Below are 18035 nucleotides of genomic sequence, written 5' to 3'. Positions count from 1 at the left end.
CAGTTGAAATAGGGATAAGCTATGACAAATCATCAGCATGCGGATGTGATTATTGTAGGCGCGGGTATGGTCGGACTAACACTTGCGGCGGGTCTTGCTTCAAGTGGCCTTAAAATTACTGTTTTAGAGCAGCGGGATGGTGATATCTCTGGTGTTTCAACTCTGCCTGACCTTCAAATGCAAGGTTATGATCCACGAGTCAGTGCGCTGACTTGCGCTTCTCAGCAGGTACTTACGGCAATAGGTGCTTGGCACTACATGCAAGAGTATCGCTTAAGTCCATATGCGTTTATGGATGTTTGGGATGGGGAAGGGACCGGTCATATTCACTTTTCTGCAGCTGAGCTTCATGAGCCATCTTTAGGTCATATTGTTGAAAACCGTGTCACCCTTGCGGGTTTACATCGAGCGATAGAACAGTGGGAAAACGTGCAGGTACTGAAGGGGGTGACGGTGACTGATTTATCCGTTGAACATGATCTGCAGCGAACGGTTTCTTTGGATAATAACGCTGTTTTGAGTGCCTCTTTAGTGGTTGCAGCGGATGGTGCTTTGTCTAAAACAAGACAGATGGCGGGTATCCCTATGTGGGAGTGGGATTATGGACATGATGCAATCGTCACGACTGTAAAAACTGAGAAAAGCCACCAGAAAACCGCATGGCAGCGTTTTACTAATGATGGCCCTTTGGCTTTTCTGCCTTTATCCAGTGATGAGGGCGAGAACTACTGCTCCATTGTTTGGTCTACATCCCCAGAGCATGCCAAAGAGGTGATGTCATTAGATGATGATGCTTTCTGTTTGGCGCTCGGGCAAGCGTTCGAGCATCGTTTAGGAGATGTACTAGCAGTAGATAAACGCTTTGCTTTTCCGCTTCGTCAGCGACACGCTAAAGCCTATGTGCGTCCTTGCTTCGCTGCCATAGGTGATGCTGCACACACGATACACCCGCTTGCGGGTCAGGGCGTGAATTTGGGCCTAATGGATGCGGCTCAATTGGTCGATACCTTAACCCAAGCGCTGGAACGAGGTGAATCTATAGGTAGTGAACGTGTTTTGAAGCGTTTTCAGCGTGAAAGGCGGAGTGATAATCTGCAGATGTCAGCTGCGATGGAAGGTTTCAAACGATTATTTGATGATCAACAGCCTGCTTTGGCGCTTGTGCGTAATATGGGAATGAATTTATTAGATAAATTATCGCCTTTAAAAAACCATATAGTGCAGGATGCAATGGGCCTGTCAGGCCGTTTACCTACGCTGGCTAAACGCGTAATAAAAGAGTAAATGGGTAGTTTTTCGCGTTATATTGAGTGAATCGCGACCATAGTTGCAGATATGATTTTCTTTCAAAGATTGAACTACAGCGCAAATCCCTATAAATTGTCTTCCCTTTTTTTGCTTTTCAGGCGGTTGTAATTTTTTACGCTGGAAAGCAATCGACACAAATGGCGGTATGGGTCATGTTTATGTTTAAGGTTGTTTATAGCCGCATGGCATTCATACACCAAGCCCTTAATAATAAGAGTTCATAGAATGGGTAGTAAAACAGCACTATACGAAAAGCACCAAGAGATGGGTGCTAAACTGGTTGATTTTGGTGGTTGGGATATGCCTATCCACTACGGTTCGCAGGTTGATGAACACCATCAAGTGCGTAATGCATCAGGTATGTTTGACGTCTCCCATATGACGGTTGTAGACGTAACAGGAACCGATGCTAAAGAATATCTTCGTTACTTGTTAGCAAATGACGTTGTAAAGCTTCAGGATAAAGGTAAAGCGCTTTATAGCGGTATGTTAAATGACGATGGAGGTGTTATTGATGACCTGATCGTTTATTTAATGACGGAGCCCGGTGTTGCCGGAGAATGGTTCCGTGTTGTTGTAAACTGCGCAACCCGAGAAAAAGATCTGCGTTGGATGGCAGATCAGACGGCTGGGTTTGATGATGTTGCTCTAACGGAGCAGCCTGATCTAGCAATGATCGCTATTCAAGGACCTGACGCTATTACGCTGAGTAAGCAAGCGATTGGTGAGTCACGTACTAACCTTATTGAGAAATTAAGTGTTTTTCAGGGGGTTGAGTCTGAAGGTTGGTTCATCGCAAGAACGGGCTATACTGGTGAAGATGGCTTAGAAATTATGCTGCCGGAAGACGAAGTCGCTGATTTTTGGCAGGCGTTAGCAGATCAAGGTGTTAAGCCTTGTGGTTTAGGTTCGCGTGATACTTTGCGTCTTGAGGCGGGTATGAACTTGTATGGCTCCGATATGGATGAGACGGTCTCTCCTTTGGCGGCTAATATGGGTTGGACCATTGCTTGGGAACCGCAAGAGCGTACTTTTGTCGGGCGTGAAGCGCTTGAAGCACAAAAAGAAGCCGGCGTTACTGAAAAGCTTGTTGGGCTTGTAATGGAGGCTCGCGGTGTATTGAGATCTCACCAGAAAGTCATTGTGGAAGGTGTTGGCGAAGGCGAAATTACAAGCGGAACATTTTCACCCACTTTAGGATGCTCTGTTGCGATGGCGCGAGTGCCGGCTGCAACGGCGGATCAAGCGGATGTGGAAATTCGTGGTAAACGAGTTCCTGTACGCGTGGTTAGGCCATCATTTGTACGAAATGGCAAAAAAGTTTTCGATTAAAAATTTGATTAGAACCAAGATATCAAGGGCAGGAAATAAACATGAGTAACATCCCATCTGAACTGAAATACGTTGCGAGTCATGAATGGATTCGCGTCGAAGGCGACGGCGTCGTTACAATCGGTATTACTGATCATGCGCAGGACCTACTTGGAGATGTCGTCTTTGTTGAATTGCCTGAAGTCGATGCAGATGTCGAAACGGGAGACGAATCAGGTGTTGTTGAATCGGTGAAGGCCGCGTCTGATATCTATGCACCATTGAGCGGTGTTGTTGTTGAAGTTAATGAAGAGCTGGAAGATTCTCCAGAGCTTGTTAACTCTGATCCTTATGGTGATGGTTGGTTCTTTAAATTAAAGCTTAGCGATGCAAGTGAGCTGGAAAGCTTATTGGATGCTGAAGGTTATACTGATCTGTGTGAATCAGAAGCTTAAGCCTTAAAGCTGAGTGTCATAAGTCTATCGCTGTATACAGCGTGTAGGCTTAGTTGCATTTTATCGATTGTCCCGGCTCTATGCCGGGATAATTGTTTATGAAAAGTTGTCTTTTACAACAGGAAAAACATGTCACTAAAAACGCTAAAACTTAATAGTGGCGCTGAGCGTCGTCTTCGGGGTGGTCATCTTTGGATCTACAGTAATGAAGTAGATAACAGAGCAACACCATTGAAAAGCTTCGCTCCGGGTGAGCAGGTGATTGTAGAGACTGACAGAGGCAAGCCGTTGGGCGTTGCTTATGTTAATCCTAATACTTTGATCTGCGGACGTATTGTTAGTCGTGATCTGAAATATACACTTGATCGTTCTTTAATCATTCATCGATTAAAAGTGGCGCTATCTCTACGTGAGAGCTGTTTTAGTGATGATTGTTATCGTTTAGTGTTTGGTGATAGTGATGGTCTGCCGGGCCTTGTTATCGACCGTTTTTATGATGTTTTTGTTGTGCAGATTTCTACAGCAGGGATGGAAGCGGTACTGGATGATATCATTGATGCGTTAAATAAGGTTTTCACGCCGAAAGCTATCTTGTTACGTAACGATGGAAAGATGCGTGATATGGAAGGCTTAGAAACCTACACCGAAATTATTCAAGGCGATATTCCAGAGTTATGTCCATTGATGGAAAACTCGGTGCCTCTACTTGCGCCTTTGCAGAAAGGACAAAAAACCGGTTGGTTCTTCGATCACCGTAATAATCGTGCGCAAATGCAGAAGCATGTTGAAGGTAAACGTGTATTAGATCTGTTTAGTTATGTGGGTGGTTGGGGCGCACAAGCGTTAGCAGCCGGTGCTAATCAGGCTATCTGTGTTGATGCATCGCACTTCGCTTTAGAAGTCGCAGCTGAGAATGCGCGTATTAATAATGCCGCGGATCGTTTTGAAGGTTTCCATGGTGATGCCTTCGATATTTGTAAATCCTTGATAGCAGATAAAGAAAAGTTTGATGTCGTTGTTCTGGATCCGCCTGCTTTTATTCAGAAGAAAAAAGATATCCGTAATGGTGAGCGTGCTTACGCGCGGATGAATAATTTCGCCATGCGTTTGCTAAAGAAGGATGGGATTCTGGTTTCAGCGTCTTGTTCAATGCATCTAGAACGACAGCGTCTTGTGGATATTATTCGCAGTAATAGTCGTGAACTGGATAGAAATGCGCAGATCTTTGATCAGGGTCATCAAGGTGCAGACCACCCAGTACACCCAGCTATTCCTGAAACGGATTATTTAAAATCGTTTTTCGTTCGCTTGCTGCCATCATCATGAGTCAGTAGCATTGTTGGGCTGTCTATTAATCGCTACCTAGGAGAATTGTTTTGAAATATAACTCATTGGGCAATACCGATATAAACGTGAGTTCTATCTGTCTAGGTACGATGATGTTTGGCAGCGAACAGGATGAGAGTGAAGCGTTTGCTCAGATGGATTATGCCTATGAGCAGGGTGTTAACTTTCTGGATGGTGCAGAGATGTACCCTATACCTACATCTCCTCTCTACCAGGGGCGTAATGAAGAGATTATAGGTAGTTGGTTAAAAACGCGTAATCTTCGTGAGCAGATGGTTGTTGCAACGAAAGTAACTGGGCCAGGTGAAATGGTTAGTTACATTCGCCCTGAAATGGCATTAGATCGACGCAATATCCGTGAAGCGGTAACGAACAGCTTGCAGCGTTTACAAACTGACTACATCGACCTGTATCAAATTCATTGGCCTGATCGAGCGACAAACTTTTTCGGTCAATTGAATTATCAGCATCAGCCTGAGAAAGATGGCACGCCTATTTTAGAAACGCTAGAGGTGATGGATGAGTTGGTAAAAGAGGGCTTGATTCGCCATGTAGGGCTTTCGAATGAAACTGCGTGGGGAACCATGTCGTTTTCACAACTTGCTGAACAGCACGACTTACCTAAATGCGTGTCGGTACAGAATCCGTTTAGTCTGCTCAACCGTACGGTTGAGGTTGGATTAACGGAAGTGCTGCAGCGTGAAAGCGTTTCACTGTTACCGTATTCCCCTCTAGGTTTTGGTGTTTTGAGTGGTAAGTATCTAGGTGATGCTCGCCCTGATAATGGGCGTATTACACGTAACCCTGTGTTTGCACGGTATTTAACTGAGCAAGGGCAGTTGGCTACTCAGGCGTATGTAGATTTGGCCCATAAGCATGATATAGATCCAGCGGTGATGGCGTTGGCTTGGGTTAATAGTCGGTCTTATGTGGCATCGAATATTATTGGTGCCAGCAGTTTGGCTCAGCTTGAAACGAATATATCGTCAGCTTCAGTTATCTTGAATGACGAGATATTAAGTGAAATAGATGCCATTCATGTGCGTTACCCTAATCCTTGTCCTTAATTGATGAGTTGATCATATAGGCTCACCCTTTCTTCGCTAGTTGCCATTTTTATGTTCTTTGCCAGACTGTATCTAGTAGCAAAGAACAATATAGGTGGTGTTATGTTACAAGTTAAAGATGCTATGTTTCCGGTAAATGCCCCCCTAACCGCCGATATGCCGTTAGTGAATGCTGTCACGACTATTCTCGATTCCGGTTATATAGGCCTGCCCGTCGTTGACTCTGAGCATCGAGTTATCGGCTTCCTTTCAGAGTTTGATTGCCTGCCTCATCTGCTAACAGATAGCTATCATTGTGATAGCCATATGGTGGTTGGCGATATCATGCGTGGAGATCCTCTCACTGTGCAGCCAAATATGAGTGTTGTTGATCTGGCATTGCAGATGGGTTTGGATAAACCTAAGGTCTATGCTGTGGTAGAGGGCGATAAATTACAGGGGGTTATTACCCGAAGTATGCTGATGAAAGAGCTTAATGAATCGCTAAAAAGCTGTAAGGTTGTTGCGTAACAGGGTGGTAGTTCATAGGTTCGTCTTTCTTATAAGGGATTAAATAAAGAATATGGATGTTAATGGAGCTTGTGATGAAAGATGAGCCTGGGCAGTATTCGTTGGCTTTGGGGGATAAAGCCTACAGCTGTGACCTTATTCCATACGGTCAAGAGGTATTATACCCGAGCGCTGCGGGCGTTTATCTTGTTGTTCGCTTAGGAAAGGAGTCGCAAGAGATAAGTGTAATATGTCTCTTTACGTGTTTTTCTGAAGGGGTTCCTTCTGACAGATTGCATAACCCTCAGATCATATCTAGAAATCCTACGCATCTGTTGTTCTATCCAAAGCACGTAGGCGAATCTTTATTAGAATTCTTTAATCAATGTCATGATTGTTATCCTCCAGAGCTTAATGAGACGGATCTAATGGCGCCTGTGTTGCCCGGCAATGCTTTAGGCATCGTTGAACCACGTATGGATAACCAAGGCTTTGCTTTGAATCTTGATGCGGTTTATGGAGCGGTTTCAACGCAATGCCCCGTTTGTAGCGGTAGCGGGCGCATGGTTTGCTCTGCATGTGGTGGCATGGGCGGGCGACAAGTCATGAATTCTCATATGGGTCATGATGGGAATCCAATCTATGAGCCGGAATGGGAAAGTTGTTATTCCTGTAACGCGGGTTATGTAAATTGTAGTGTTTGTGGGGGCTCAGGCTAGCGCCTAGTAATTTGAGCCCCTTACAGCAATACCGTTTTTAACGCAGATCGAGTACAGGCCATAGGTTTTCATTGGCATGCTTTTCCAGTGTTTCATCTGGATTCACGGCGACAGGATGAGTGACAAGCTCTAGTAGTGGAAGGTCGTTGTGTGAGTCGCTGTAGAAGTAACTGTCTTCTAAATTGTGATCGTTAGTTTCTAACCATTGATTCAAACGCGATACTTTTCCAGCCTGAAAACAGGGAGTGCCAGCAACTTTACCCGTGTATTCACCGTCGATCTGTTCTGGATCGGTGGCAATGATAGCATCTACTCCCAGCCTTTTTGCGATCGGGCCTGTGACAAAGTGGTTTGTGGCGGTGATGATAAGTAAGTAATCGCCTTGCTCTTTGTGGTTTTTTAAGAGCTCAAGACCTTTTGGAAGAACGATAGGTTCGATCTTGTCCTGCATGAATTTCTGATGCAGTTTGTTTAGTTGCTCTGTTGACAGTTTGGCCAGCGGTTTAAGCGCAAATTCTAGAAATTCAAAAATATCCAAACCGCCTTTTTGGTACTGCTCATAGAAATAATCATTTGCGCGGCTGTATTCGGCACTATCGACAATTCCCTGTTCGCATAAAAACTCGCCCCACGCGTGATCACTGTCGCCGCCAAGAAGGGTATTGTCTAAATCAAAAATTGCTAAACTCAAGGAAATGCCTCCATTGTTTTATTTAGTCGAGAGCATAGGGAGGATAGGATCTGAATGCAAACAAGAATGAAAATGAAGAAAAGCACTCTTTGTTTTGCTCTGTGGGCCCTTTTTTCATCCAGATACGTAATATTTATAAGCTTCTATAATGAATAAGACCTTTTATATGTGATTAATTAGAAAGAGAATTTGCTGAGTGTGAAAGAAGTATGGAACAATAGCTTAAAAGAGCTTTAGGAATTTTAAAGTGATTGATTCAGATGGGTTCAGACCGAATGTCGGTATCATTCTGGCAAACTCGCTGGGTCAGGTGCTTTGGGCAAGACGAATTGGTCAAGATGCTTGGCAGTTCCCGCAAGGGGGGATTAATGAAAGTGAGACCCCTGAAGATGCAATGTATCGTGAGCTGCGAGAAGAGATTGGCCTTTCAGCATCTGATGTTGAGATCGTTGCGGTAACGCGCGGTTGGCTTCGATATAGATTGCCCAAACGAATGATCCGGCGCAATTCACATCCTATATGTGTCGGCCAAAAGCAGAAATGGTTTTTGCTGCGGATGTTAAGTACTGATAGTGCAGTAGCTATTGATCACACCGATTCGCCAGAATTTGATGGTTGGCGTTGGGTGAGTTACTGGTATCCGCTTGGTCAGGTTGTGCCTTTTAAGCGAGAGGTTTATCGTAAAGCGATGCGGGAGTTGTCTCCAAAGCTTTCGCGTTTCAATATTATTAACTCCTAACGGGAGCATAATGAATGCTGAATGTATTAAAAAAGATTGTACAAGAGGTGAGTGTAGCTCCAGATCTGGAGAGTGTGCTTAATCTTATTGTGCGTCGTATTCAGCGTTCAATGGCTACGCAGGTCTGCTCTGTTTATCTGTTTGACCCTAATGATCAGTGCTATGTACTAATGGCATCTGAAGGATTGAATAAAGAGGCGGTTGGTCGTGTGCGTTTGTCTGCGACCGAAGGCTTGGTTGGTACGGTTGTAGTACGAGCTGAGCCTATTAACCTTGAAAATGCGGCTGAACATCCCGCCTTTAAATATGTTGAATCAACAGGGGAAGAGCGTTTTAGCTCTTTTCTTGGTGTGCCTATTATTCATCATCGTGATGTCTTGGGTGTATTGGTTGTACAGCAAAAAAAGATACGTCGTTTTGATGAAAGTGAAGAGGCGTTTCTGGTTACTCTATCTGCGCAATTGGCGGGTGCTATTGCTCATGCAGAGGCGACCGGCTCACTAGGCACCCGTGGTGCTAGTAACGACTCAATCGTTGACCTTCGTTTTGAAGGTGTGGCGGGTTCATCGGGTGTGGCCATTGGCTCAGCAACCGTTATTGCTCCTCCCGCTGATTTAGCATCCGTCCCTGATAAAGAAGCTAAAGATATCCAAAATGAGATTGATAGCTTTCAAGAGGCGCTTAAGCTTGTTCGTCGTGACATTAAGGTGGTTGGCCGTAGTTTGGCTCAACGCTTAAGGACAGAAGAACAAGCGTTATTCGATGTGTATCTACGCATGTTGGATGATAATGCTTTAGCGGGCGAAGTCGTTGCGAGAATTGAGCAAGGGAATTGGGCTCAAGGTGCTTTGCGTGAGGTGGTTACTGAACATGTTCGTCAATTCTCAATGATGGATGATCCTTACCTTCGAGAGCGAGCAACCGATATCAAAGATTTAGGCCGTCGTGTGTTGGCCTATCTTCAGGACGCTGCTCCGGCGACACTGGAGTTTACGGATGAAACTATTCTGGTTGCTGATGAATTGACACCGGCTATGCTGGGAGAAGTACCGAGCGAGAAGCTGGTGGGTCTTGTCTCTGTTAATGGCTCTAGTAATTCTCATGCTGCTATTTTGGCTCGTTCTATGGGTATACCCACGATTATGGGGGCTGTAGATCTGCCTCTGACGCGTATCGATGGGCGAGAGCTGATTCTTGATGGTTATTCTGGCCGCATCTATGTGCAACCGGGTGAAGACCTCTTGCACGCCTATCGCGATATTGCTCGTGGAGAAAAAGAGCAGGAGACTGAACTTGAGGCAATTAAGGATCTTCCGGCGGAGACAACCGACGGATTTATCATGCCGTTGTGGGTGAATACGGGATTGATTGCCGATGTGGCCCGCTCGTTAGAGCGTGGTGCCGAAGGTATTGGTCTTTATCGAACCGAAGTTCCTTTTATGATTCGGGATTTCTTTCCGAGTGAGCAGGAGCAGCAGCAAACCTATAGAAAACAACTTGAGGCCTTTGCGCCACGTCCTGTGACTATGCGTACTCTCGATATAGGTGGGGATAAGGCGTTACCTTACTTCCCTATAGAGGAGGAGAATCCTTTCCTAGGCTGGCGAGGCATTCGAGTCACATTGGATCACCCTGAGATTTTCTTAGTCCAAGTTAGGGCGATGTTAAGAGCCGGTGAGGGCTATGACAATTTAAGAATCATGTTGCCAATGGTTACGAGTGTGCGAGAGGTCGAAGAGGCTAGTCGTCAGATTGATCGAGCAGTTCGAGAGCTTCAAGAGGAAGGGTTGAAGATCAAAAGACCATTAGTTGGTGTGATGGTTGAGGTACCTGCGGCGGTGTATCAGGTTCGTCGATTTGCCCGCCGAGTTGATTTTATTTCAGTAGGTTCAAATGACCTGACTCAGTACCTTTTAGCGGTCGATCGAAATAACCCGCGCGTTGCAGACCTGTACGTGAGTTATCACCCTGCTGTATTAAAGGCTTTAAAGCATATTGCGGAAGAGGCGCATAAAGAGGAATCGTCTGTTTCTATTTGTGGCGAGGTTGCTTCCGAGCCCGGTGGTGCCTTGTTATTGATGGCGATGGGTTATGATGTGCTTTCAATGAACGCGACCAATCTACCTAAAGTTAAAGCTGTAATCCGCTCTGTCAGTAAAAAGGATGCTGATAAGTTGCTGTCTGAAGTGATGGCAATGGATGATGCTGATCGCATCCAGTTGTTGATCGATGAGCGTCTTGAAGAGTTAGGGATCGCTTTACCTGCAAAGCCTATACTGCCTGTTTAGATTGTTATTTTTGCTTAATGCCGATTGGTATAGTATCTAATGCAAACTCTAATTTTTCCGTTGGTCCATTGACGTTGTAATTCTGCTCGATAATGCGAGTTGTGCCGTTCGGTTTTTGAAGTAAAACTGTGGTTGCTCGGGTCCCATAAGTTTCTAGCTGTATAAATATTGAGGAAAGTTGTTTCTCCCACTCTTTGCTGATTCCTGTACTCGGCAGGTCTACATCACAAGCCCTAGCTGAATTGCGCATGATCTTAAATAGGCTGCTTATATCGAGTTCTTTTTGCTTTATCTCATTTGATAAGTTCTGTTTTACCTCTTTGAGCTTTGGCCAAGGAGTGTCCAGTAAAGCATTGCTGAGGGCATAGATTCCAGGCTCAAGTTTTTGTACCCCCGCTGTTCTGCTCGCGCAAGAGTATAGACCTGAATCGTCAGCGAGTAGAAGATTGAACTCCCCATATTGTGCTTTTGAACCTTCAAGTTGCTGTGCATATGTTGCAGCAGAATCATCTGAACTTAAGTAGTTAGCCGTAAGCTCTCCTCGGGAACGTAATGGTTTGCTGGGGCGGGATCCATCCCGGTAGTTGGTGATAGCGGTGAAAGCGCCTCTTGTATTTATGCCCAGCCATGTGCCTAATTTTTCTCTATCCCTGCCGGCTAGAATATCGGGCTGCTCCTTCCAGTAACCTAAAGGATCGCTAGGTCGTTGGTAAAATTCATCCCTGTTTGCGAGTAGAATAAAGGAATATTCTGGATGGCAGTTGTAGGCGAATGTTATTAGGCACATAGTAATAATCCCCTGATTGGGTAAGATAGCGATCCTTAATGAATTTTCAGTATAAATCAATTTAAAAACAGATCAGTAAAGGCTAGCGTTATGTTGATTACCATTCTTACATATTTGGTATTAGGGGCTGCGGCCGGGGTTGTGGCGGGCCTTTTTGGAATTGGTGGCGGCTTGTTAATTGTTCCGGTGCTTGTGTTTACTTTCGAGCTGCAAGGTATGTCCGTCGATGTGTTAACGCACGCGGCTGTTGCAACTTCATTAGCCACTATTGTTGCAACGTCTATTAGCTCTACATTGGCGCATCATCGTAAGGGCGCTGTTCGTTGGGATATTTTTAAGCCGTTAGCTTTAGGTATTTTAGTTGGTGCCGTGCTAGGTGTGAAAACAGCGGGGCAGATGACCGGTGAGTGGTTGCAGATTACCATTGGTTGTTTCGCTATTGTTATGGCTTTTCAAATGGGTTTGAATTTAAAACCTGAGGCGGGTGAGAAAACCGTTTCTCAGGGTGAGTATGTATTTTCTGGCTCGCTCATCGGTTGGCTATCCAGCATATTTGGAATTGGTGGGGGCTCTTTAAGTGTGCCTTATCTCACATGGCGTCGAATTAAGATGCAGCAAGCGGTTGCTACATCGGCGGCCTGTGGTTTGCCTATCGCTGTCATGGGTGCATTAACCAATGTATGGGAAGGTTGGGGAAATGCGCAAATGCCAGAATGGAGTGCGGGCTATATATACCTGCCAGCACTTGTGGGTATTGTTTTAACGAGTACGTTTTTTGCTAAAGTCGGTGCTAAGTTAGCGCACAGATTGCCTGCTCTTATTTTAAAACGGATTTTTGCAGTTTTTCTTCTTTGCGTTGGGCTGCGTTTTTTATTAAGTAATCTCTTATAGGATAGTTAAAATGTGGGTGCATGAGATAAACCCTGTTGCGTTAGAGCTTGGTCCGCTAAAAGTTCACTGGTACGGGCTAATGTATTTGATCGGCTTTGCCGCAGCATGGTGGCTTGGGGTAAGACGTGCGCGTAAGCCAGGTTCAGGTTGGACCGAAGAGCAGATATCAGATGTCATTTTCTGGGGTGCGATGGGTGTCGTTCTAGGCGGGCGCGCGGGTTATGTCATTTTTTATAATTTTGACCGGTTTATAGAAGATCCTCTTTGGCTGTTTGCTGTATGGGAAGGTGGAATGTCTTTTCATGGCGGTTTATTAGGCGTTATTGCTGCGATGTATCTTTTTGGGCGCAAGCACGGTAAATCGCTTTTTGAGATGACGGATTTTATTGCGCCATTGATACCTGTTGGTTTAGGCGCGGGGCGTGTAGGCAATTTTATTGGTGGTGAGTTATGGGGACGTGTAACGGATCAGCCTTGGGGTGTTGTTTTTCCAAGAGGCGGTGATCTTCCTAGGCACCCATCTCAGCTATATGAGTTTGTGCTAGAAGGCGTTGTGCTGTTCGTGGTGCTATGGTGGTTTTCTGCTAAGCCACAACCGAGAATGGCTGTTTCTGGTATGTTCCTACTGCTCTATGGTTGTTTCCGTTCGCTGGTGGAATTTGTCCGTGAGCCAGATGAACATATAATGTTTTTAGCCTTTGATTGGCTCACTATGGGCCAGCTGTTGTCGTTACCGATGATCGTTTTAGGTGGTTTTCTATTGTTGCTGGCTAAGCGGTCTGAAGCTGTTCGTTAGTCAGGCGAGTAGGAAACAGGTCCATGTTTTCAGCATGCAGCGTTAGTTGGAAGGCTGCATGCTGAAATGATGTAAGCTAATTAACGGATGTTATACCGAGAATGGATATTGTATTGAAGGGTGGTGTTCATATCCTTCAATTTTGAAATCATCCATGGTTACCCATGTTTCTAAGTCTTCTAGAGATTTAATATCTGGATTGATAATAAGCTTAGGCGGAGAAAGCGGCTCTCGCTTAAGTTGCACATCTCTCATCAGTTCTAGTTGATCTTCATATATGTGCGCGTTGACGATTTTGTGGAAGGCAAGGCCGGGCTTGTTTCCTGTGATTTGCGCCATAATGGCTAGGAAGAAATAAACCTGAACCATATTAAAGTTTAAACCCAGCGGAACATCGCAACTGCGTTGGGTGCTGTTGAGATACAAAGTGTCACCGAGAAGTGAAAAGTGATGGCTGTACATGCAGGGGCGCAAGCAGCCCATATGGAATGCCCCCGGATGATAGAACGTATAAATCTCACCGCGATCATCGATCCCATTGGATAGATCATCAACAATTTTACGCAGAAGGTCGATGCTGCCTCCGCCCACTTTGGGAAAGTTGCGCCCTATTTTTCCGTAGATAAATCCACAGTCATCGGTGCCTTTTCTGTGGGGATTTTCGAGCCAGTCAGAGTTATCGTTTGCGTTAGCATCCCAGGTTTTAGTACCAAGCTGCCTAAAATCTGCCGCGCTATCATACCCTCGAATATATCCGATGATCTCTGCAATGGCTGATTTGTAGAAGCTCTTACGTGTAGTAACAAGAGGGAATTCGCCCTCTTTAACGTTGTAGGTAAGGTCAGCGTCGATAACCGTTAGGCATCTTTTTCCTGTGCGTTTGTTGTCAACCCAAACGCCCTGATCCACTATTCTTTGGCAAAGATCTAGATATTGCTTCATGGCTTTATTATTAACCTGAATTCGATTTGAGACTAGTTTATGATAACGATAAACGAGAATGCCATGTTAGCAGTTTTTTAAAATTACGGTAGAAGGAGTGTGGCGTGAAGTTAGCCATCATTGTTGCTCAAGATAAGAATCGTGCTATAGGCATCGAGAATAAATTACCCTGGCACCTACCTGAAGATCTTCGTTACTTTAAGCGAGTGACGATGGGTAAGCCGATTATTATGGGTAGAAACACTTTTGATTCCATTGGTCGGCCACTGCCTGGACGTGTCAATATTGTGGTGTCGCGTCAGGAGGGTTATTCCCCTGAAGGTGTTAAGGTGGTCAATAGTTTAGAGGCTGCTACTGAGTTGGCTGAGAGTATTTGTCTTATTGATGGTGTTGATGAGGCGATGATTATCGGAGGCGCTCAAATTTACAGTCAGGCGATTGGTGTTGCTGATCGTTTATATCTTACTGAAGTCGATGCTGAAATTAATGGAGATGCTTGGTTTCCTGAGTTTGACCGTTCCGCTTGGAATGAGATCGGCAGAGAGAATTTCCTAGCTGAAGGTCCTAATCCCTATAATTACAGTTTCATTGTATTAGATAAAATTTAAAAAAGGCAAAGTTGTATGACGATCCGTTCGTTGTTGTCTATTTTGGCTGATGGCAAGTTTCATTCAGGGCGCGAGCTTGGTGATGAGATAGGCATTAGCCGTAGTGCGATCTGGAAGCATATGCGTCGTTTGGAAGATGGCGGTTTAGAAATATATAGCGTTAAGGGGCGTGGGTATCGCGTGCCTGGCGGTTTGGAATTGTTGGATTTAGAGGAGATCCAGCAAGGTTTGTTGCCCGAAGTTGGATCTCTAATAAGTAACCCTGATCTGCAACTAAGTGTTACGTCGACTAGTGAGCTTGCCATGAAGGCGAGTCAGGCAGAGGACTGTCATGGACGATTGTTTCTTGCTGAACAGCAAACGGCCGGTCGTGGTCGACGGGGTAGGGATTGGGTAAGCCCTTATGGGCGTAACCTTTACTTCTCTTTAGTTTGGCGTTTCGAGCAGGGGATTGCTGCGGTAGAGGGATTGAGTCTTTTGGTAGGGATTGCCATCGTTCGAGCCATGGAGAAGATGAATATAGAGGGCGTTCAGCTGAAATGGCCGAACGATCTTTTGTATCAGGGGAAAAAGTTAGCAGGGATATTACTTGAGGTGCACGGCGAAGCCTCCGGGCAGTGCCAAGTCGTCATCGGTGTAGGAATAAACGCAGAGATGCCGCAAGAGGTTGGGGCTGCAATTGATCAGCCGTGGACTGATTTGAAAACCATTATGGGTGGGGTTAGTCGCAATAAGTTGATGGCTGAGGTCTTAAATGAACTGGCTGTGGGTCTAACTGAATTCCAGCAAAGTGGTTTTTCTGTTTTGGTGGATGAGTGGCAGGCACGTAATGCGATGCAGGAGCAGCAGATTACCTTACAGATCGGTAACGATTTGGTTGAGGGGGTTTGTAAAGGGGTGAATGCTTCGGGTGCGCTATTGTTAGAATCGGGAGAGGGTGTAAAGGCATATCATGGCGGCGAGATTAGTATTCAGCGTGCTTTATGATTCTTGAGATAGATGCAGGTAATACCTTTATTAAGTGGCGCCTTATAAACAAAAAGGGTGTTGTTACGCGTGGGCGTGTGAAAGCGCTCATGCTTAATGAGGGTGTGCCTGAGTCGTGGTTGAAAGGGATTGTTAAGGTTCGCGTGTCATCGGTCGCAGGTGATCATGTGAATGGTTTAATCAATACGGCGTTAAAGAGTATTGATGTAGCAGTAGCGTATGCGTACTCCTCGAAGTCGTGCGCAGGTGTGGTGAATGCTTATGTGGATCCGCTAAGGCTAGGTGTAGACCGTTGGCTAGCAATGCTGGCTGCTTACAATCAATGTCGTAAGATGTGCTGTATTGTCGATTGTGGCAGTGCAATTACTGTTGACTATGTTGATGCTGAAGGTTTTCATCAAGGTGGCTTTATAATGCCGGGTCTTCGTTTGATGCAGCAGGGTCTCTTATCGAATACTGCTGAGATCATCGTCGATCACGATTGTCGTCAATTTGATATAGAGCCTGGTTGCCATACATCTTCTGCAGTGTCGCACGGAATAAACTATATGTTTATGTCGTTAGCCGAGAAAGTATCAAGTGAAGTAAAGGCGTCGGGTGGTGAGCTATTTGTAACAGGGGGCGATGGGAAATTGTTTTCTGATCTAGTTGCGGAAAGTCGTTATGAGCCTGATTTGGTATTGGATGGGCTAACGTGGAGCTTGCCAGAGTAATGTTGCGCTGGTGTTGTCTATTTGCGTTGCTTGCAAATGCAATAATGTTGCTTTGGTACTCATCTCAAGTTAGTACGTCGGCTACCCGTGTTGAGGAAAATATCGGCAGTACTGGAACATTGCGGCTCGTGAGTGAGATCAATCCTAAATCTCTTGTTTGGCTCAAGCCAAGAGAATCTGAATTATCTAGTTGTGTGGAATTTGCAGGCTTCAAGACTATTGTGAATGCTAAGGCTGTTCAGCAGCTAGTCGTGGAAGAGGGGTTTGAGGCTGAGGTATTAGCTGAAGATAAAGTGATCCAGCATAATTATCGTATCGCGCTGGTTTTACCCGATGGGCTTGAGGATCGGTTGGATACATTGGATTACCTAGAGCAGCAAGAAGGTATTGAGCTGCAAGAGCAGGCATTAGGTTTTGAGTATGAATTAATGCGCTTTAAGAGTAAGAAGGATGCAGAGCTTAAGTTGTCTGAGTTGCAGGTGGTAGGAATCTCAAGCCAAGTTAGATACGATGAAGAACAGCAGCAGCGTTTCATTGTTAGGGTATTTGAGTCAATTGATCGAAAATTATCCAATAAAATCAAAGAAGTAGTGCTGGGAAGCTATTCTTTAGAAAAAAATGAAAAAAAAGTGTGTGAAAGGGTTGCAAGCCTGAAGGCTACTGAGTAATATACGCGCCACTTCATCGTTGATCAGCCGGTATAGCTCAGTTGGTAGAGCAACTGACTTGTAATCAGTAGGTCCGGGGTTCGACTCCTCGTGCCGGCACCAGATCAAGGCCAGATGGAGTGTTGAAATTGTTGGTGGGATTCCCGAGTGGCCAAAGGGATCAGACTGTAAATCTGACGCGAAAGCTTCGGTGGTTCGAATCCACCTCCCACCACCATTCATTGCAAGGCGGGTATGGTATAGTGGCTATTACCTCAGCCTTCCAAGCTGATGACGTGGGTTCGATTCCCATCACCCGCTCCAATATCCCCGTCTTACAACGACTTCCCCCTCCCCTTGTGTCACGCAGCGGCTCAAACCGCCCCAGCTTCCAATAGCTGCTCTTAGCAATGCGGCAACGGCCAGTAGCGGCCCACCCATAGGGTTTTCCTGCTCTGCGTCTTCCATATCTATACGCTTTGTTCCAGACTGTTTGAAAGTGCTCCCAACTGACGCTTGGGAACAATTTAATGACCTCAAATGCCGACGCAACTTGCTGCTCTGGTGAGCACTTACCCGCTAACTGGTTACAGGGCAAACAGGCTCAGAAGACTGCCGAGCGAACTCAACGTTACTCAGCGACACGCGAGATAGCGATCACACAAAAAGCTGGTAGGCGCAGGTCTTCCCGGTTTCACAGGGTCAAGGAAGAGTAAGGAAGGAATGAAGGCACACGGAAAAGTAGTTAAGTGGAACGATGACCGGGGCTTCGGATTCATCGCACTCCCCCAAAGTGGCGAAGAGGTTTTCGTACACATATCAGCCTTTCCAAGAGATGGCATGCGGCCTCGTATTGGAGAGCTAGTTTCATTCGAAGTCGGCACCGGCCCCGATGGCCGCAAGAGAGCTGAGGCCTTAGAGCGGCCAGGTACCTCACGACGAAAGAAGAAAAGTCAAAGTACAGGCAAAAGCGGCCTGCTTGGGGCCGTTCTCACTATGGCTGCGATAATTGTCATTGGGTTTGTTGGGTACAACTCATACGCAGACAGACAAAGCGCCTACACGACGCCGTCCACTTCAACTGATCTAGAATCATGGAACAGCGCGTTTAGCTGCGACGGCCGGAAGCATTGCTCTCAGATGACATCCTGCGCTGAGGCTCGATACTTCCTCCAGAACTGTCCCGGCGTGCAAATGGATGGCAACGGTGATGGAGAACCTTGCGAGCAACAGTGGTGTAATTGAGATAG

Annotated in this window: 20 protein-coding genes and 3 tRNA genes; 19 read left to right on the top strand and 4 right to left on the bottom strand. The window is 45.7% G+C overall.

The annotated features are described in order from the left end of the window. The first annotated feature begins 21 nt into the window (after positions 1–21). The 7 genes from B4K11_RS01510 (at position 22) to B4K11_RS01480 (ending at position 6696) form a co-directional block, all read left to right on the top strand. Positions 22–1284: a UbiH/UbiF/VisC/COQ6 family ubiquinone biosynthesis hydroxylase gene (locus tag B4K11_RS01510; protein WP_292950564.1), complete on the top strand. Its 1263-nt coding sequence runs from the start codon at positions 22–24 to the stop codon at positions 1282–1284. Positions 1285–1533: 249 nt separating this feature from the next. Further along, a complete protein-coding gene (gene gcvT / locus B4K11_RS01505; RefSeq protein WP_292950563.1) occupies positions 1534–2640 on the top strand; it encodes a glycine cleavage system aminomethyltransferase GcvT in 1107 nt (368 codons plus the stop codon). Between the two features lie 41 nt (positions 2641–2681). Further along, complete coding sequence (gene gcvH / locus B4K11_RS01500) at positions 2682–3074, top strand: glycine cleavage system protein GcvH (RefSeq protein ID WP_292950562.1); 393 nt, start codon at positions 2682–2684, stop codon at positions 3072–3074. Positions 3075–3203: 129 nt separating this feature from the next. Further along, positions 3204–4400: a class I SAM-dependent rRNA methyltransferase gene (locus B4K11_RS01495; RefSeq protein WP_292950561.1), complete on the top strand. Its 1197-nt coding sequence runs from the start codon at positions 3204–3206 to the stop codon at positions 4398–4400. Positions 4401–4450: 50 nt separating this feature from the next. Further along, the gene (locus tag B4K11_RS01490; RefSeq protein ID WP_292950560.1) at positions 4451–5488 is read left to right on the top strand and encodes an NADP(H)-dependent aldo-keto reductase; all 1038 of its coding nucleotides are present in this window, start codon (positions 4451–4453) and stop codon (positions 5486–5488) included. Positions 5489–5590: 102 nt separating this feature from the next. Continuing rightward, positions 5591–5998, top strand: a complete 408-nt coding sequence (locus B4K11_RS01485) for a CBS domain-containing protein (protein ID WP_292950559.1) — start codon at positions 5591–5593, stop codon at positions 5996–5998. A 74-nt stretch (positions 5999–6072) separates the two neighbouring features. Continuing rightward, a complete protein-coding gene (locus tag B4K11_RS01480) occupies positions 6073–6696 on the top strand; it encodes a hypothetical protein (protein ID WP_292950558.1) in 624 nt (207 codons plus the stop codon). 37 nt (positions 6697–6733) lie between these two features. Here B4K11_RS01480 and B4K11_RS01475 read toward each other — a convergent pair whose 3' ends face one another. After that, positions 6734–7387, bottom strand: a complete 654-nt coding sequence (locus B4K11_RS01475) for an HAD family hydrolase (protein WP_292950557.1) — start codon at positions 7385–7387, stop codon at positions 6734–6736. Positions 7388–7634: 247 nt separating this feature from the next. On the opposite strand from B4K11_RS01475, the gene B4K11_RS01470 reads away from it, so the two are divergent. Both B4K11_RS01470 and ptsP read left to right on the top strand, forming a co-directional pair. Continuing rightward, a complete protein-coding gene (locus B4K11_RS01470; protein ID WP_292950556.1) occupies positions 7635–8126 on the top strand; it encodes an RNA pyrophosphohydrolase in 492 nt (163 codons plus the stop codon). A gap of 14 nt (positions 8127–8140) precedes the next feature. Further along, positions 8141–10414, top strand: a complete 2274-nt coding sequence (gene ptsP, locus B4K11_RS01465; RefSeq protein ID WP_292950555.1) for a phosphoenolpyruvate--protein phosphotransferase — start codon at positions 8141–8143, stop codon at positions 10412–10414. 4 nt (positions 10415–10418) lie between these two features. Here ptsP and B4K11_RS01460 read toward each other — a convergent pair whose 3' ends face one another. Continuing rightward, positions 10419–11201 (bottom strand): NRDE family protein, encoded by a 783-nt coding sequence (locus tag B4K11_RS01460; protein WP_292950554.1) that lies wholly within the window; start codon positions 11199–11201, stop codon positions 10419–10421. Between the two features lie 90 nt (positions 11202–11291). Here B4K11_RS01460 and B4K11_RS01455 point away from each other — a divergent pair, with 90 nt between their 5' ends. Continuing rightward, on the top strand, positions 11292–12092 hold the full coding sequence (locus B4K11_RS01455; RefSeq protein WP_292950553.1) for a sulfite exporter TauE/SafE family protein: 801 nt from the start codon (positions 11292–11294) through the stop codon (positions 12090–12092). 10 nt (positions 12093–12102) lie between these two features. Further along, on the top strand, positions 12103–12888 hold the full coding sequence (gene lgt / locus B4K11_RS01450) for a prolipoprotein diacylglyceryl transferase (RefSeq protein WP_292950552.1): 786 nt from the start codon (positions 12103–12105) through the stop codon (positions 12886–12888). A 90-nt stretch (positions 12889–12978) separates the two neighbouring features. Here lgt and B4K11_RS01445 read toward each other — a convergent pair whose 3' ends face one another. Then, positions 12979–13830 carry a thymidylate synthase gene (locus B4K11_RS01445; RefSeq protein WP_292950551.1) on the bottom strand — a complete coding sequence of 284 codons (852 nt, stop codon included), beginning with the start codon at positions 13828–13830 and terminating at the stop codon, positions 12979–12981. A gap of 104 nt (positions 13831–13934) precedes the next feature. On the opposite strand from B4K11_RS01445, the gene B4K11_RS01440 reads away from it, so the two are divergent. The 7 genes from B4K11_RS01440 to B4K11_RS01410 all read left to right on the top strand — a co-directional run bounded on the left by B4K11_RS01440 (position 13935) and on the right by B4K11_RS01410 (position 17109). Beyond that, complete coding sequence (locus B4K11_RS01440; RefSeq protein ID WP_292950550.1) at positions 13935–14438, top strand: dihydrofolate reductase; 504 nt, start codon at positions 13935–13937, stop codon at positions 14436–14438. Between the two features lie 15 nt (positions 14439–14453). Beyond that, positions 14454–15425 (top strand): bifunctional biotin--[acetyl-CoA-carboxylase] ligase/biotin operon repressor BirA, encoded by a 972-nt coding sequence (gene birA / locus B4K11_RS01435; protein WP_292950549.1) that lies wholly within the window; start codon positions 14454–14456, stop codon positions 15423–15425. Continuing rightward, positions 15422–16138, top strand: coding sequence for a type III pantothenate kinase (locus B4K11_RS01430; RefSeq protein ID WP_292950548.1), 717 nt, complete (start codon positions 15422–15424; stop codon positions 16136–16138). The genes birA and B4K11_RS01430 overlap by 4 nt, the downstream gene beginning before the upstream one ends. Beyond that, positions 16138–16806 carry a hypothetical protein gene (locus B4K11_RS01425; RefSeq protein WP_292950547.1) on the top strand — a complete coding sequence of 223 codons (669 nt, stop codon included), beginning with the start codon at positions 16138–16140 and terminating at the stop codon, positions 16804–16806. The genes B4K11_RS01430 and B4K11_RS01425 overlap by 1 nt, the downstream gene beginning before the upstream one ends. A gap of 26 nt (positions 16807–16832) precedes the next feature. After that, positions 16833–16908: transfer RNA gene (locus B4K11_RS01420), tRNA-Thr, on the top strand. A gap of 31 nt (positions 16909–16939) precedes the next feature. Continuing rightward, positions 16940–17023, top strand: a tRNA-Tyr gene (locus tag B4K11_RS01415). An 11-nt stretch (positions 17024–17034) separates the two neighbouring features. Further along, a tRNA-Gly gene (locus B4K11_RS01410) sits at positions 17035–17109 on the top strand. Here the strand turns inward: B4K11_RS01410 and B4K11_RS01405 are convergent. After that, on the bottom strand, positions 17098–17253 hold the full coding sequence (locus tag B4K11_RS01405; protein WP_292959197.1) for a hypothetical protein: 156 nt from the start codon (positions 17251–17253) through the stop codon (positions 17098–17100). The two genes, B4K11_RS01410 and B4K11_RS01405, sit on opposite strands and share 12 nt — an antisense overlap. 255 nt (positions 17254–17508) lie before the next feature. On the opposite strand from B4K11_RS01405, the gene B4K11_RS01400 reads away from it, so the two are divergent. Next, positions 17509–18030 carry a cold shock domain-containing protein gene (locus tag B4K11_RS01400; protein ID WP_292959196.1) on the top strand — a complete coding sequence of 174 codons (522 nt, stop codon included), beginning with the start codon at positions 17509–17511 and terminating at the stop codon, positions 18028–18030. Positions 18031–18035: the final 5 nt, after the last annotated feature.

It is taken from the genome of Neptuniibacter sp. UBA6509 (assembly GCA_002435145.1).
Classification (GTDB): Bacteria; Pseudomonadota; Gammaproteobacteria; order Pseudomonadales; family Balneatricaceae; genus Neptuniibacter.
The sequence above is the reverse complement of the archived record's forward strand: the minus strand, read 5'-3'. Positions and strand labels throughout refer to the sequence as shown.

What these genes read in the sequence shown, in the direction of transcription:
- ptsP (WP_292950555.1), top strand. Translation starts at nt 8,141, where the DNA reads ATGCTGAATGTATTAAAAAAGATTGTACAAGAGGTGAGTGTAGCTCCA.
- B4K11_RS01445 (WP_292950551.1), bottom strand. Translation starts at nt 13,830, where the DNA reads ATGAAGCAATATCTAGATCTTTGCCAAAGAATAGTGGATCAGGGCGTT.
- gcvT (WP_292950563.1), top strand. Translation starts at nt 1,534, where the DNA reads ATGGGTAGTAAAACAGCACTATACGAAAAGCACCAAGAGATGGGTGCT.
- gcvH (WP_292950562.1), top strand. Translation starts at nt 2,682, where the DNA reads ATGAGTAACATCCCATCTGAACTGAAATACGTTGCGAGTCATGAATGG.
- B4K11_RS01400 (WP_292959196.1), top strand. Translation starts at nt 17,509, where the DNA reads ATGAAGGCACACGGAAAAGTAGTTAAGTGGAACGATGACCGGGGCTTC.
- lgt (WP_292950552.1), top strand. Translation starts at nt 12,103, where the DNA reads ATGTGGGTGCATGAGATAAACCCTGTTGCGTTAGAGCTTGGTCCGCTA.
- birA (WP_292950549.1), top strand. Translation starts at nt 14,454, where the DNA reads ATGACGATCCGTTCGTTGTTGTCTATTTTGGCTGATGGCAAGTTTCAT.
- B4K11_RS01495 (WP_292950561.1), top strand. Translation starts at nt 3,204, where the DNA reads ATGTCACTAAAAACGCTAAAACTTAATAGTGGCGCTGAGCGTCGTCTT.
- B4K11_RS01485 (WP_292950559.1), top strand. Translation starts at nt 5,591, where the DNA reads ATGTTACAAGTTAAAGATGCTATGTTTCCGGTAAATGCCCCCCTAACC.
- B4K11_RS01480 (WP_292950558.1), top strand. Translation starts at nt 6,073, where the DNA reads ATGAAAGATGAGCCTGGGCAGTATTCGTTGGCTTTGGGGGATAAAGCC.
- B4K11_RS01405 (WP_292959197.1), bottom strand. Translation starts at nt 17,253, where the DNA reads ATGGAAGACGCAGAGCAGGAAAACCCTATGGGTGGGCCGCTACTGGCC.
- B4K11_RS01430 (WP_292950548.1), top strand. Translation starts at nt 15,422, where the DNA reads ATGATTCTTGAGATAGATGCAGGTAATACCTTTATTAAGTGGCGCCTT.
- B4K11_RS01510 (WP_292950564.1), top strand. Translation starts at nt 22, where the DNA reads ATGACAAATCATCAGCATGCGGATGTGATTATTGTAGGCGCGGGTATG.
- B4K11_RS01460 (WP_292950554.1), bottom strand. Translation starts at nt 11,201, where the DNA reads ATGTGCCTAATAACATTCGCCTACAACTGCCATCCAGAATATTCCTTT.
- B4K11_RS01425 (WP_292950547.1), top strand. Translation starts at nt 16,138, where the DNA reads ATGTTGCGCTGGTGTTGTCTATTTGCGTTGCTTGCAAATGCAATAATG.
- B4K11_RS01455 (WP_292950553.1), top strand. Translation starts at nt 11,292, where the DNA reads ATGTTGATTACCATTCTTACATATTTGGTATTAGGGGCTGCGGCCGGG.